Origin of the sequence: Methylobacterium sp. Leaf456 (genome assembly GCF_001425465.1) — a bacterium.
GTDB lineage: Bacteria > Pseudomonadota > Alphaproteobacteria > Rhizobiales > Beijerinckiaceae > Methylobacterium.
Map to the genome: position 1 here is coordinate 48,782 of NZ_LMQV01000023.1, position 14,781 is coordinate 63,562.

Sequence of the window (14,781 nt, forward strand, 5' to 3'; positions counted from 1 at the left end):
CTCCCCTCTCCCGACCCTCGCTGACGCGAGGGCCACCCTCCCCCGCAGAGGGGGGAGGGGGATGCGACCGTCAATGCACGGCTAGCCCGCCCTTGTCACGCACTCGGGCGCGCCTGCGCCCGCCACGCCGCGGCGAGGTCGAGGAAGTTCTGGATGATCTGCGTGCCGTGGTTGGAGAGGATGCTCTCGGGATGGAACTGCACCCCGTGCACCGGCAAGTCCCGGTGCTGCAGCCCCATGATCAGCCCGTCGGCCTCGGCCGTCACCGTGAGGTCGTCCGGGCAGCTCGCGCGGTCGACCACCAGCGAGTGGTAGCGCGTGGCATCGAACCCCTCGTTGATGCCGCGGAACACGCCCTTGGCCTCGTGGCGGATGGTCGAGACCTTGCCGTGCATCGGCGCGGGCGCCCGCACCACGTCGCCGCCATAGGCCTGCCCGATGGTCTGGAGCCCGAGGCAGACGCCGAAGATCGGCACCTCCGCGCCGAGTTCCCGAACCGCGTCGAGGCAGACCCCCGCCTCGTTCGGGGTGCACGGCCCCGGCGACAGCACCAGCGCATCCGGCGCCCGCGCGCGGATGCCGGCGACATCGATCCGGTCGTTGCGCACCACGTCGATCCGGCCACAGAGCGGGCCGATCAGGTGGACGAGATTCCACGTGAAGGAATCGTAGTTGTCGATGACGAGGACGTTGGACATCGGGCCTGGGCCTTGCGGCGAATTCGGCGGACCTGTTTCCCACCCGATCCCTTCATCCTGAGGTGCCGCGCAGCGGCCTCGAAGGAGGGCTCCAGCTCGCGCGGCTGACTGAAGCCCTCCTTCGAGGCCGACGCGACGCGCCGGCACCTCAGGATGAGGGGGTTGGGTAGGATGGGTCGTTGCTCAGGGGGTGGCGTCGGCGCTTTGGGAAGTCAAGGCGATGGGCCGGCTCAGGCCCTTCGTGCGGCCACAGGTGTGAAATTGGCTCCTGCGGATCGACGGCATGAATCAGCTATTGGTCTCCGGTTTCCGGCACGGTGGCGATGCGCGAATCGACGTCGAAACCGGCGCCCGCATACATGCTAGATGCGTCGGCCGCCGCTAATCAGTCTTGATGGCGATCATGTTTTTCGTTGGATCAAATTTCAGTCTAACATTTGTGCTGCATGTCTTATCGTCTTTATAATATTCCAAAATAATATGGCGATTTGCGTTGACGATGACAATTTCCTCATCAGTCGAGCCATCGCGCCATATGTAGAGGAATTGCGTGCTCATGAACATATATTCGATGCCGAGCAGATCTCGAACGAATCGACCATATTTATAAGGGCGGAATATACCGATGCCGGTAGGGCCTCCAACATACGCGCATCTGTCCGGGAAATCCTTTGCCAATAAGATATTTTTCTCGATTTCTTCTTCAGAAAAAACGCAACTTATGCCGCGACACACAACCAAATTTGATATATAAACTGCAATGCATATAAATAGTACCACGGCGATCAACAGCGCATACGGCAGGAAAATCTGGATTTTTCGCAGCATGGTCCGCTATCGTCATGCGTTCATGCCGCACGAAGAATTTGAGCCTCCGGTGGCAGGATCTGTACAAAATCGGCGATTACTGCCCCCGCCGCGCCCGGCTCGCGAATGACACCGCGTCTTCCGCCGCGCGAAACAACGCCTTGGCCTTGTTCACGCATTCCTGCTGCTCCGATTGCGGGTCGGAATCGTAGACGATGCCGGCGCCCGCCTGGACGTGCATGCGACCGTCCTTCACGATGGCGGTTCGGAGCACGATGCAGGTGTCCATCTCGCCCCGCGCCCCGAAATAGCCGATGCAGCCCCCATACGGCCCGCGCTTCTCGCGCTCCAACTCGTCGATGATCTCCATCGCCCGCACCTTCGGCGCGCCCGAGACCGTACCGGCGGGGAATCCCGCAGCGAGTGCGGCGAGCGTGTCGTGCTGCGGGTCCAGATCGCCCTCGACGTTCGAGACGATGTGCATGACCTGAGAATAGTATTCGAGGAAGAATGAGCCGGTGACGCGCACGCTGCCGATCTTAGCGACGCGGCCGACATCGTTGCGGCCGAGGTCGAGCAGCATCAGGTGCTCGGAGCGCTCCTTCGGGTCGGCGAGCAGCTCTTCCGAGAGCGCCTTGTCCTCGGCGGGGGTGGCGCCGCGGCGGCGCGTGCCCGCGATGGGACGGATCGTCACCGTGCCCTCGCGCACCCGCACGAGGATTTCAGGCGACGAGCAGACGACCTGGAAATCCTCGAAATCGAGGTAGCACAGGAACGGGGCCGGGTTGGTGCGGCGCAGACTCCGGTACAGCGCAAAAGCCGGCAGGGTGAACGGCGCCTCGAAGCGCTGCGACAGCACCACCTGAAAGATGTCGCCCGCGACGATGTACTCCTTGGCCTTCGCGACCATCCCCAGGAATTCTTCCGGCGGCGTGTTCGAGACCGGGGAGGGCAGGGCGAGGCCGGCGGCGTCCACCCGCGCCTCGATCGGCAGCGGGCTTTCCAGCGCCGCCGCGACCCGGTCGAGCCGGTCCTGCGCCGCCTCGATCGCCGCACTCGCGCTCATGCCGTCCACGGGGCGGATAGGGGTGACGACGGTGAGCGCGTCGGCGACCGCGTCGAACACCACCATGGTCCGCGGGCGGACAAAGATCGCGTCCGGCACGCCGAGCGGGTCGGGGTTCGGCTCCGGCAGCCGCTCCATGGCGCGGACCATGTCGTAGCCGAGATAGCCGAACAGGCCCGCCGCCATCGGCGGTAGAATCGCGCCGTCCGGCTCGTCGCCGATGGCGCTCTCACTGATGAGAGCGCGCAGCGATTCGAGGGGAGGGCGGTCGTCGGCGACGAAGTCCGTGAGCGCGGCGTCGCGGGCGGTCTCGGCACGACCGTCGCGGCAGCGCCAGATCAGGTCGGGGTCGAGCCCGATCATCGAGTAGCGCCCGCGCACGGCGCCGCCCTCGACCGATTCGAGCAGGAAGCCGGGGCCGGCATGCCCCCCCTTCAGCTTGAGGAAGGCGGCGACCGGCGTCTCCAGGTCGGCCACAAGGGTGAGGCCGAGCAGGCTCGGCCGGCCCGCCGCGTAGGCGCGCCGCACCGCATCGTGGGCAGGTTCGGTCATCGACGCCCTCAGTACTCACCGCCGAGCGCGCGCCGGAACGCCGTCTGGTTGACGCTCACGCCCGCGCTCTTCTGCACCTCGGCCAAGAACTCGCCGAGCACGTCGTCGGCGAGCGCCGTGCGCAGCGAGTTGACGAGCTGCGTGTCGGTCGGCGTGCCCGGCACGAAGGCCGGCATCGTCGCCGCCGTCACCTTGAACACCGCGCGGCCTTCGCCCGAGGGGGCGGAAGCGGCCTTGCCGACCGGAGTGACGAAGATGCGCTCGACGGTCTCGCCCGAGAGGTCGTCCTTGCTCTGGTTGCGGCCGAGATCGGTCACCGCCTTGACGGCGATGCCGGCCTCCTGCGCCACGGTCTCGACCGCGTCGCCCTTCTCCAGCCGCTCGGTCAGCTCCTTGGACTTGGCGACGAGGCGCTTGTCGGTCTCGGCCTTGGTCCAGCCCTTCACGACCTCCTCGCGCACCTCGTCCAGCGGCTTCTCCCGCGGCGGCGTGACCTTGATCACGTCGTACCAGATCGAGCCGCCGTCCTTGGTGCGCAGGGCCTCGGTGTCGTTGCCGACATCGGCGCGGAAGGCAGCCGCCAGCGTCGTGTCCTTGTCCGGGATGCCCGCCACCTCGTTGCCGGCCGGGTCGAGCCCGCGGGCATCGACCTCGGGGATCGACAGCACGGCGAGCCCGCGCTCGCTCGCGATCTCGGCAAGGGGCTTGGCCGAGGCGCGGGAATCCTCGATGGCGTCCTGGGCGGCGGTGAGCCCCTCGCGGGCGCGACGCAGGGCGACCTCCTTGCGGACCTCGTCCTTCACCGCCTCGAACGGCTTGACGGTGCCGGGCTCGATGGCGGTGACGCGCAGGAGCACCGTGCCGAACCGGCCCTTGACCGGCTGGCTTACCTTGCCCTGCTCCAGGCCGAAGGCGGCATCCGCCACCGCCGGGTCGAACAGCTCGGACTTGGCCAGCGTGCCCAGCGTCAGCTCCCTCGGATCGGCGCCGCGGGCGACGGCGACCGCCTCGAACGGCTGCTCGCCGCTCTCGATCTTGGCGCGCGCCTCCCCTGCCGCGGCCTCGTCGGGGAAGCTGATCTGCTGGATCGTGCGGCGCTCCGGCTGGCCGAAGCGGCCCTTGTTGGCCTCGTAGGCGGTCTTGGCGTCGGCCTCGGTGACGGCATCGGGCTTGGCCAGCGTCTCGGGCTCCAGCACCAGCAGGTTCAGGGAGCGGTATTCGGGCGCGCGGTAGCTGGCCTTGTGGCCATCGTAGTAGCTGTTCAGCTCGTCGTCGGTGGGGGCCGGAATCTCGCCCGCAGCGGCGGGCGTCAGCGCCAGCACCGCGGCCGAGCGGCGCTCGGTCGAGTAGCGGTGGACCGCCTCGCGCATCGCCTGCGGCACCGGCAGTTCGGCCACCGTCGAATCGGCGAGCTGGAGCCGGGCGATGACCGAGCGCTGCTCACGCACGAATAGCGCCTCGTTGAGGCCCGCGCGCTGGAGCGTCTGAAAGAACAGCGTCCGGTCGAACGCGCCGTTGGCGCCCTTGAAGCTCGGCTCCTCCTGGATCGCCTTGAGCACCGCGGCATCCGACACGGCAAGGCCGAGGTCGGCGGTCTTCTGATCGAGCGCCGCTTCGGTGATGAGCTGCGACAGCACCTGCCGCTCCAGGCCGAGCGCGCGGGCCTGATCCGGCGTCAGGGTGCGCTTGAGCTGCTGCTGATAGCGATTGAGCTGGTTCTGGTAGGCGGTGCGGACCTCTTCGGCCGAGATCGGCGTCTTGCCGACGGTGGCGACCGTCGTGCTCGACCCGCCGCGGAAGAACTCTTCCACACCGAAGATCGCCACGCCCGCGATCAGGAAGGTGAAGATCACGCTGAGCACGATCTTGCCGAGCCACGTTTGGCTGGCGCTGCGGATGGACTGGAGCATCGGACGGCCGGACCTGAAACCCTGATCGCCCCGGCGCATGGCGCGGGGCAGTGTCTGGGCTCGCGATAGACGATCGGAGCCGCTCCCGCAAAGGGTAGGGGTGGGGTCATCAGACCTTGCGGATGAGCGCCGGAGGGGATGCACGTCCTTTATCAAATGGTATCTACGGTGCCGGGGACCGGGTCCGAGTTCGATGACGATCACATTCACCCCGCGGCAGGGCGGGATACTGATGTGCGATTTCGGGCCCGACCCGGCCGATCCACTCACATTTCCTCTCGGAAAACCGCCCGTCGGCGTGACTCCAGAACTCTGGAAAATCCGGCAGGTCGTGGTGGTGTCGCCCGCCGCGATGAACCACAGACACGGCATCGGCCCGGGTGTCTGCCTCGTCGTCCCATTCAGCGCGACGCTGCCGCGATCGCAAGCCGCATGGGACGTTCCCTTCGCGGCGAGAGCCTATCTGAGCCTGCCGAAAGCCTCGTGGGCTAAATGCGCTGCCGTCACCCTCGTCTCGCACACCCGACTCGATCGGGTTTTGATCGGGCGTGGGTACCGTGGAGATTTCCTGAGTCCCGCCGACTTGGCGCGGGTTCAAACCGGATTGCGGGCGGCGATGGGACTCTGAGCCCTCGTCACGGCAACGAATCCATACGCCACGTCTATTTTTTTGGGAGCTGAGGGCGTATGTTCAACCCGTCCCCGAAAGGGGCTTTGGGGGCCGGCACGATCCCCAGCAGGGACCACCTTTGCCGGCCTCATGACAGGCCCTGCCGGAGCGATCCGGTGGGGCCTTTCATTGTTGGCCGTCCCGTTCACGCTCGCGGCTCACGACAGGTCCGCACCCGAAGGTCGTCCTCCGGCTCAGCTGTATGAGGTCACGATACCGCCTTCGCGTGGATGCCTTGAACAAACGCCTTCCCGGTTTGCGCGCCCAAGCTTGCTCTGCTAGGTCCGCCCCATACCGATTGGCACGTGCGGAGGGACCGGGACGCCATGGCGAGCGAGGGACGACGTCCACTGGTTGCCGGCAACTGGAAGATGAACGGCCTGCGCTCGTCGATCGCCACCGTCGATGCGATCCGGGACGGGCTGTCGTCCCAGTTGCTCGCCGACATCGACGTGCTGATCTGCCCGCCCGCGACGCTGGTCTCGGCCTGCGTCGAGGCGGTGAAGGACTCGCCCATCGCCATCGGCGGCCAGAACCTGCATGCTCGGGCGAACGGCGCCTTCACCGGCTCGATCTCGGCGGAGATGTTCGCCGACCTCGGCGCCGACTACGTCATCGTCGGCCATTCCGAGCGGCGCGCCTACCATTACGAGACCGACGACGGCGTCCACGCCAAGGCGCTGGGTGCCCGGCGGGCGGGGCTTCGCGGCATCATCTGCGTCGGCGAGACCATGGAGGAGCGCCAGCAGGGCCGCGCGCTCGACATCGTCCGCGCGCAACTCGCCATCGGCATCCCGAAGGGCGCCACCGCCGAGGACACGGTGATCGCCTACGAGCCGGTCTGGGCGATCGGCTCCGGCCGCACCCCGACCCCGAAGGAGATCGCCGAGGTCCACGCCTCCTTGCGCGAGATGCTCGACAAGATGGCCGGCACCGAGGGCGCCAAGATCCGCATCCTCTACGGCGGCTCGGTCAAGCCCGGCAACGCGCGCGAGCTGATGGCGGTCGAGAATGTCGACGGGGCGCTGGTGGGCGGCGCGAGCCTCGTGGCGGAAGACTTTTTGGGAATTTGCCGGGCCTACGAGAAGTAGGATTCTCCCCAACCCACCGCCCTCATCCGGAGGTGCCGCGGAGCGGCCTCGAAGGAGGGGAAGGTTTGAAAGACCGGGAGCACGCGTCTCCGAGTGATCTCGCCTTCATTGCGAGGCGGAGCCGAAGCAATCCGGCGCCCCGCATGTCCGAAGGGGTCGCACCGGCGACCGCTTCATCGAGCTAAAATGCATATTCTTGACCCGTCGCGCCCTGGATTGCTTCGGCTTCGCATCGCAATGACGGTGCAGGGCTTGAGCATCGTGGCGGCCGGTGTCGGCGCCTCTGCCCTCACCGCCCCTTAAACGCCGGCGGGCGCTTCGACAGGAACGCGTCCATGCCCTCGCGAAAATCCTCGCTGGTGTAGCAGAGCACGATCAGGTCGTCGCCGGACTGCTCCGGCCCTTCGCCGGCCTTGCCCTCGGACAGGCGGCGCAGGCCTTCCTTGGTGGCCTGCAGCGTCAGCGGGGCGTGGCTCGCGAGGAGAGCCGCGAGTTCGCTCGCGCGGGCCTGCACGGCGCCCGCATCCGCCAAGACCTCGTTGGCGAAGCCGATGGCGCGGGCCTCGTCGGCGCCGACGAGGCGGGCGGTGAACAGGATGTCCTTCACCCGCGGCGCGCCGATCAGGGCGGACAGCCGCTGCAGGGTCGATTGCGACAGGCAATTGCCCAGCGTCCGCGCGATCGGGATGCCGAAGCGGGCGTCCTGCGAGGCGATGCGCAGATCGCAGGCCGCGGCGATCGCCATGCCGCCGCCGGTGCAGGCGCCTGCGACCGCGGCGATGGTCGGCACCCGCAGCCGCTCCAGGCTGCCCAGCACCTTGTCCATGAAGCGCTCGTAGCCCAGCGCCTCCTCGGCCGTGCGAAAATCGCGGAACTGGCCGATATCGGTGCCGGCGGCGAACGCCTTGTCGCCCGCGCCGGTCACGATCACCGCCTTGACCGAACGGTCGGCCTCGATCCGCCCGCACAGTTCCACCAGCCGCTCGTACATCGCGAAGGTGAGCGCGTTGCGGGCCTGGGGGCGGTTGAGGGTGATGCGGGCGATGCCGCCGTCATCGACCGCGTAGAGCAGTTCGTCGGTCGGCGCGGCCTCGGTCGTCATCGGTCAGGCTCCGGGTGTTCAATCAGGCTGTGGTCTCGCCCACGATGCCGCGGGCGATCAAGTCGTCGATCTGCCCCGCATCGTAGCCGACCTCGGCGAGAATCGCGCGGCTGTGCTCGCCGAGCAGCGGCGCCGGGCCGTGGACGCGGCCGGGCGTCTGCGAGAATTTTACGGGAAGCCCCAGCGTCTCCATCCGCCCGGCGCGGGCGTGATCGACTTCAACCACCATCTCGCGGGCGCGTGCCTGCGGGTCGGCCTGCATCGCCAGCACGTCGAGCACCGGCCCGGCGGGCACGCCGCCCGCCTCCAGCCGGGCGAGCCAGTCGGCGGACGACGCGCGGCGGAAATGCGGGGCCAGGGCCTCGGCGAGGGCTTCCCGGTTCGCCATCCGGTCGCGGTTGGCGCCAAAGCGCGGATCGCCGGTAAGGTTTTCGGCGCCCAAAACCGCGAGCAGGCGCAGCCAGTTGGTCTGGTTGGCCGCGCCGATGGTGATCCAGCCGTCCGCGGTCTCGAACGCCTCGTAGGGCGCGTTGAGCGGGTGGGCCGAGCCCATGGGGCCCGGCGCGACGCCGGTCGCCATGGCGATGGCCGATTGCCAGTAGGTCAAGGTGATGCCGGCCTCGAACAGCGAGGTGTCCACCACCTGCCCCTCGCCGGTCTTGAGGCGGTGGACATAGGCCGCCAACACGCCCATTGCGGCGAGAAGGCCGGCGGTGATGTCCGTGACCGGCGGGCCGCACTTCATCGGCGGGCGCCCCGGCCCCTCGCCGGTGATGCTCATCAGCCCGCTCATGCCCTGCGCCACGAGATCGAACCCGGCCCGCTCGGCGTAGGGGCCGGAGCGGCCGAAGCCGGAGAGCGAGCAGTAGATCAGCGCCGGAAACTCGGCCTTCAGCACCTCGTAGCCGAGACCCAGCCGCTCCATCGTGCCGGCGCGGTAGTTCTCGATCAGCACGTCGGCCTCCGCCAGCAGCCGACGCAGGACCGCCTTGCCGTCCGGGCTCTTCAGGTCGAGGCTGATGCAGCGCTTGCCGCGGTTCATCATCATGTAGGCGGCGCTCTCGCCTTCGATAGCCGGGGGCACCGAACGGCGGGTGTCGTCGCCGCCGTCGATTTTTTCCACCTTGATGACCTCGGCACCCATGTCGCCGAGCATCAGCCCGCAGACCGGACCGGCCATGATGTGGGCGAGCTTCGATCACGCGCAGGCCCGCGAGCGGCCCGGAATGGTGCGGCTCGGCCATCAGGCGCCCCAGCAAGACGGCGCGAAAACGTAGCCCCGGCCTTGGCGCATCACGAACCTCCCCCACTCGCGCTGTCCGCGAGCCGTTTAATTATGAATCGAGCTTACGCAGTCCGACGGTCTGGGGGCAACCGCGCGCGTGTGCGATCCTGCGGAGGGCAGAACGGTGATCGGCACGCACCGTGCGCGGGAACGCCCAGTGCGGCCAAGCGGTTATCGACGCGAGCGTGGCCATAAGGCTCGGGACGGGAGAAACGGGATGCACGGGGTGAGAACGGCGATCGGCCTCGCGGCCCTCCTCGGCGGGTTCGCGACCGCCACGGCGGTTGAGGCCGGCTGCACCCGGCAGATCATCAACCGCTCGGGCTACACCGCGCTCGTCAGCCGCGACGGCGGCCCCTGGGTCGCGGTGCGCCCGCACCGCTCGCAGGCGATCCGCTTCAACCAGTCCGGCCGCATCGACGTGGCGCTGACCTGCGGCCCCGGCGCCGGCCCCGAAAGCGCTGCGTTCCGGGCGAGCTACGGCACGGTCGCGGTGATCGACCGCTGCTACATCCAGTTCGGCGACGGCTTCTTCGAGGAGCAGCTCGGCGGCGGTTTCTGGGGCCGTAAGGACACCGCGCCGCTCGCCCTCAACAACCCGCGCCAGGGCGACCTCGTGGTCGGGCCGGCGGCGGGCGCCTGCGTGGCCGAGCGCGCTGCGCTCAGCGCGCGGTACTGAAAGACTTCATCACCGTCATTCCAGGGCGCGAAGCGAACCCGGAATCCACGACTGGCCGCGACGCCTCGTGGAGCCGCGCATCACGGGTGGATTCCGGGTTACGCTTCGCGGCCCCGGAATGACGGCAGCGTGAGTAGAGAGGCCGCGAACCGACAAGCTCACCTTCGCCTCCGCCCGCCCGGATCCCAAAAATTCGCTTTCCGAACAGCAGCGTGGTAACCCGCCGGCCCGTCGTCGCGAACGACCCGCCGAGACGAGATTCATGCGTCCGATCCTTCCCATCGCCGGAGCCATCGCCCTCGCCATGACCGCAGCCGCTTCCGCCCAGCCCGTCACGCTGCCCTCGGGCCTGTCCTACGTCGATGAGGTGGTCGGCACCGGCCCCGAGCCGCAGACCGGCCAGCAGGTCACCGTGCACTACACCGGCTGGCTCGATGCCGGCGGCGGCAAGCAGGGCAAGAAGTTCGATTCCTCCCGCGACCGCGGCCAGCCCTTCAGCTTCAAGATCGGCGCCGGTCAGGTGATCCGCGGCTGGGACGAGGGCGTCGCCACGATGAAGGCCGGCGGCCGCCGCATCCTTACGATCCCGCCGGAGCTGGGCTACGGCCCCCGCGGCGCGGGCGGCGTCATCCCGCCGAACGCCACGCTGATCTTCGACGTCGAGCTGATTGGCTCGCGGTAACACTTTGGTTGCGTGGAACGGGACCGACGGTCTCGTTCCACGCGTCCGGCGGACGCCCGCCGCCCCGCATTCGCGGCGGCGATCTTCGATCGTGAGGTTTTACCGCGCGCCTACGCCGCCCGCGCGTAGGCGCAGGTCGCCATGGCTTTGCGCGCCCGCTCTGCCGCCTCGCGCAGTTCGGCGGCCCGCAGGCGTCCGTCCGCGCCGGTCGTGCGTTTTTCCAGGTCGCGGCACAGCTCCGACAGCTCGACGAAGCCGAGCTGACCGCTGAGCGAGACCAGCACGTGCGCCTCGGTGGCGAAGTCCCGCGCGCCGATCTCGGCCGCGCAGAGCAGGCCGACGCGCCGCTCGATCTCGCGCATCGCCGCAGCCAGCAGGTCGCCGATCCGCTCGCGGCCCACCACCCCGGCCATCATCTCCAGCATCGCCTCGTCGAGGATGCGGGCCGACGTCGGGGTGTCCGTCCGGCACAGCCGGTCGATCGTTCCGAACAGGTCGGGCCAGTGCACGGGCTTGGCCACATGCGCATCGGTGCCGGCCGAGCGGCAGCGCTCGACCTCGTCGTTCATGGCGTTGGCCGTGAGCGCGATGATGGGCAGGCGGGCGTAGCCGTTTTCGACCTCGAAGGCGCGAATCGCGGCGGTCGCCTCCAGCCCGTCCATCTCGGGCATCTGCACGTCCATCAGGATCACGTCGAAGCCGGTGCCGGCCTTCACGGCATCGAGCGCCTCGCGGCCGTTGCCGACGAGGGTCACTTCGTGCCCTTTTCGCTCGAGGACGGTGGTCAGGATCTCCTGATTGATGCGGTTGTCTTCCGCCAGCAGGATGCGGCGCACGCTCGGCGCGGCGCCCAGCAGCTCCGGCCGGGCCGCGGCCGGGCGCTCGGCCTGGGCCAGCGGCAGGGGCAGCGCGAACCAGAAGGTCGAGCCCTCGCCGACCCGGCTCTCGACGCCGATCTCGCCGCCCATCAGCGCCGCGAGCCGCTTGCAGATCGCGAGCCCGAGGCCGGTGCCGCCGTAGCGGCGCGCGGTCGAGCCGTCGGCTTGGCTGAAGCGCTCGAACAGCCGCGGCAGGGCGTCCTGCGCGATGCCGATGCCCGTGTCCGACACGGCGATGCGCACCAGCGGCACGCCGCCCTGCGCGCCTGCGCGGGTCACCGCGATCGACACGCGCCCCCCGGCCGTGAACTTCACCGCGTTGGTGGCGAGATTGAGCAGGATCTGGCGGATGCGCGTCGGGTCGCCCTTGAGCCAGTCGGGCAGGTCGGGGGCGATCGAGACGGTGAGCGCCAGATCCTTGTCGCGGGCGGCCTCGGCCGCGAGCCGGCGGCAGCTCTCGACCAGTTCGGACAGGCTGAACGGTACGCTCTCGACGATCATCTCGCCGGCCTCGATCTTCGAGAAGTCGAGGATGTCGTTGACGATGGTGAGGAGCGAGCGGCTCGATTCCTGGGCGAGGCCGACGAGGCGGCGCTGCGCCGGGTTCAGGGTCGGGTCGCTCTGGAGCAGGTCGTGGGTGCCGAGCATGCCGGCGAGCGGCGTGCGCAGCTCGTGGCTCATGTTGGCCAGGAACTCGGCCTTGATCCGCGCCCCGGCCTCGGCCTGCGCCTTGGCCTGCTCCAGATGGCGGGCCTGCCGCTGGCGCTCGGTGACGTCGCGGATCGCGGTGACGATCTGCACGTCGCCCGCCTCGCCGGCCACGCGGCGGAAGGCGGCCTCGGCCCAGATGTAGTGCCCGGCCTTGTGACGCAGGCGGTAGATGACGTTGGCGGTCGGGCGCGCGTCGCTGAGGCGGACCGTGGTGGAAAAGACCTCGGCGAGGTCTTCCGGGTGAATCCACTCGCGCATGCCGAGGCCGTGGGCCTCTTCCACCGTGTAGCCGAGCATCGCGGTGACGGCGGGCGAGATGTAGCTGCGCCGCCCGTCGGCGTGGCCGAGCACGATCAGGTCGGAGGCGTTGTCGGCGAGCAGGCGGTAGCGCGCCTCGCTCTCGCGGCGGGCCTCGTCGGCGCGGCGGCGCTCGTCGATGTTGCGCACCGAGGCGACGAAACCGCCGAAACGTCCGCCGGGCAGCCGCAGGACCTTCAGCGAGGCCTCGACCCAGATCCAGCGCCCGTCGCGGTGGCGCAGCCGCGCGACGCTCACGGCCCGGTCCTCGGCGCCGCCCGCGAGGCCGGCGAGGGTCGCGGAGAAATCGGCCGCGTCGTCGGCGTGAACGAGGTCGGCGAAGGGCGTGCCGGTCAGCGCCTCGGGCTCGCCGCCGACGAGGTCGCGCACCGCGGGGGAGACGTAGAGGCAGCGACCGTCCGGGCCGGTCTGCACCACCATGTCGGTGGCGGCGTCCGCCAGCATGCGGTAGCGCGCCTCGCTCGACACCACCGAGGCCTCGGCCCGGATGCGCTGGGTGATGTCGGAAAAGACGCCGAACAGGCTGGTGACGACAGGCACGCCGTCCTCGCCCGCGGGCCCGAGCACGCAGATGCCGCGGGCCTGGACGTAGCGCACCTCGCCGTCCGGCCGCACGATGCGCTTGGTGAGGTCGAAGCTGCCGCAGGTCTCGACCGCACGGGCGACCATGGCGGCGACGGTGTCACGGTCGTCCGGATGGTAGGCCGCGAGGCCGTCCTCCAACGTCGGCCGGAAGGTCGCCGGATCGCGGCCGTGGATGCGGTAGACCTCGTCCGACCAGCGCATCTGCCCGCTCGCCACGTCCAGATGCCAGTGGCCGACATGGGCCATCTGCTCGGCCATGAGCAGCAGGCGGTTGGCGTCGAGCGCCGCGGCCTCCGCCTCGCGCAGGTGGGTGATGTCGCGCGCGCCCGCGAAGATGCGCGCGACCCGCCCGTCGGGTCGGTGCAGCGGCACGTGGACGACCTCCCAGACGCGGCCCCCCTCCCCGTCGCCGCGCTCGAACGCCCGTGGCGCGCTCGTCCGGATCGTGGCCTCGAGGTCGGAGGCGACGTGGGCGTGGAGGTCCGGCGGCAGGATCTCGCTCAAGGAGCGGCCCGTGACCTCGTCGGTGCGGCGTCCGAGAATCCCGGCGGCCCGGCCGTTCAGCGCCTCGAGCCGCACCGTGCCGTCGGGCTCGATCCTATGGACGAACAGGCCGTCGGTGGAATGGTCGAACAGGGCGCGGAACAAGGATTGCGCCTCGACCGCCTCGCGCTCCGCCGCGCGGATGCGGCTCTCGCGCCGCTCCAGGCCGATGCCGAGGCCGATCAGCGCCAGAACGGCCAGCCCGAGGGCTGCAGCCTCGATCAGCGCCTCGTTGCGCCACGCCGCGACGATGTCGTCGAGGCTGACGCCGACGGAGACGATGAGCGAGGGGTGGCGGGCGAGGCGCTCGTAGCCGGTGAGCCGCCGCAAGCCATCGACGGCGCCGGGCACCTCGAACAGGTGCGTCGCCCGGCCGCCCGCTGTGAGCGCCCGGAAGAACTCGGTGTCGGCGAAGCTCCGGTCCGTCGGCGCGATCGCGGGCCGGCGTACCAGCAGGCGTCCGTCCTCGTGCCAGAGGGCGATGGCGCTGCGGGAATCGAGCCGCACCCCGTCGTAGACATCTTGCAGCACCTTGGGGTCGAGCGCGGCCACCACGATGCCGCCGAAGCCGCCGTCGGCCCGGGTCAGCCGCCGGGAGATCGGGATGATGGGGCCGGCATGCCCCCGGTCCGGCCGCGGCGTGCCGACGAACAGGCCGGTGCCCGGATGCTCGCGGTGCCAGCGCAGGTCGTCGCGGCCCGCCTCCGGCGCACGGCCCGCTTCGGGCGGGCGGGTCGCAGCCTCGGGGTCGCGCGAATCGGCGAGCCAACGCCCGTCGGCGTCGAGCACGGCGAGGTAGCGGACATGGGTCGAGCCCTCGGCGCGGCGGCGGATGTAATGCGAGAGCGCCGCGCGGTCCTCGTTGCCAGCGCGCTCGGCCATGCCGGCCAGCGTCAGCTCGATGCCGTCGAGGAGGCCGGTGGCGTGCTGCGCCATCGAGCGGCTGATGTTGGCGACATCGTCACGCGCCTTGCCCATCGCCGCGTCCCAGGCGCGGGACATCTGCCAGACGCCGAGCAACACGATCAGCAGCGCGCAGGCGAAGGCCGTCACCACTCCGGGACCGGAGCGGAACAGCGGGGAGCGCAGGCCCGGATCGGTGCGCACGTCTGAGGCGGCCTTCCATGGGACCGCCCGCGGGCGGCCGGCATCGCGACTGAGCCGAATCAGGCTCCGGCGCGCCGCAGCATCCACGCGACCGGAC

Annotated in this window: 10 protein-coding genes and 1 pseudogene; 4 read left to right on the forward strand and 7 right to left on the reverse strand. The window is 69.6% G+C overall.

What is annotated here, in order from left to right; genetic code table 11:
• Positions 1-95 precede the first annotated feature (95 nt).
• From ASG52_RS13765 to ASG52_RS13775, 4 genes are all read right to left on the reverse strand, one after another.
• On the reverse strand, positions 96-698 hold the full coding sequence (locus ASG52_RS13765; RefSeq protein ID WP_056243977.1) for an anthranilate synthase component II: 603 nt from the start codon (positions 696-698) through the stop codon (positions 96-98).
• Positions 699-1,079: 381 nt separating this feature from the next.
• A complete protein-coding gene (locus ASG52_RS27240) occupies positions 1,080-1,526 on the reverse strand; it encodes a hypothetical protein (RefSeq protein ID WP_156383963.1) in 447 nt (148 codons plus the stop codon).
• A gap of 76 nt (positions 1,527-1,602) precedes the next feature.
• Entirely contained in the window at positions 1,603-3,123 is a 1,521-nt protein-coding gene (trpE, locus tag ASG52_RS13770; RefSeq protein ID WP_056243979.1) for an anthranilate synthase component I, read from the reverse strand.
• 8 nt (positions 3,124-3,131) lie between these two features.
• Entirely contained in the window at positions 3,132-5,033 is a 1,902-nt protein-coding gene (locus ASG52_RS13775; RefSeq protein WP_056243982.1) for a peptidylprolyl isomerase, read from the reverse strand.
• 193 nt (positions 5,034-5,226) lie between these two features.
• On the opposite strand from ASG52_RS13775, the gene ASG52_RS26410 reads away from it, so the two are divergent.
• Entirely contained in the window at positions 5,227-5,661 is a 435-nt protein-coding gene (locus ASG52_RS26410; protein ID WP_162250004.1) for a type II toxin-antitoxin system PemK/MazF family toxin, read from the forward strand.
• A gap of 368 nt (positions 5,662-6,029) precedes the next feature.
• On the forward strand, positions 6,030-6,794 hold the full coding sequence (gene tpiA / locus ASG52_RS13780) for a triose-phosphate isomerase (RefSeq protein ID WP_056243983.1): 765 nt from the start codon (positions 6,030-6,032) through the stop codon (positions 6,792-6,794).
• 289 nt (positions 6,795-7,083) lie between these two features.
• Here the strand turns inward: tpiA and ASG52_RS13785 are convergent, their stop codons facing one another.
• Entirely contained in the window at positions 7,084-7,896 is an 813-nt protein-coding gene (locus ASG52_RS13785; RefSeq protein ID WP_056243986.1) for an enoyl-CoA hydratase/isomerase family protein, read from the reverse strand.
• A 22-nt stretch (positions 7,897-7,918) separates the two neighbouring features.
• A pseudogene (locus ASG52_RS13790) lies at positions 7,919-9,140 on the reverse strand (CaiB/BaiF CoA transferase family protein).
• A 258-nt stretch (positions 9,141-9,398) separates the two neighbouring features.
• Here ASG52_RS13790 and ASG52_RS13795 point away from each other — a divergent pair.
• Both ASG52_RS13795 and ASG52_RS13800 read left to right on the forward strand, forming a co-directional pair.
• Positions 9,399-9,860 carry a hypothetical protein gene (locus ASG52_RS13795; RefSeq protein ID WP_056243988.1) on the forward strand — a complete coding sequence of 154 codons (462 nt, stop codon included), beginning with the start codon at positions 9,399-9,401 and terminating at the stop codon, positions 9,858-9,860.
• Between the two features lie 262 nt (positions 9,861-10,122).
• Positions 10,123-10,542: an FKBP-type peptidyl-prolyl cis-trans isomerase gene (locus ASG52_RS13800; RefSeq protein WP_056243991.1), complete on the forward strand. Its 420-nt coding sequence runs from the start codon at positions 10,123-10,125 to the stop codon at positions 10,540-10,542.
• Between the two features lie 110 nt (positions 10,543-10,652).
• On the opposite strand, the gene ASG52_RS13805 is transcribed toward ASG52_RS13800, so the two are convergent.
• Entirely contained in the window at positions 10,653-14,684 is a 4,032-nt protein-coding gene (locus ASG52_RS13805) for a PAS domain S-box protein (RefSeq protein ID WP_056243993.1), read from the reverse strand.
• Between the last annotated feature and the right edge of the window lie 97 nt (positions 14,685-14,781).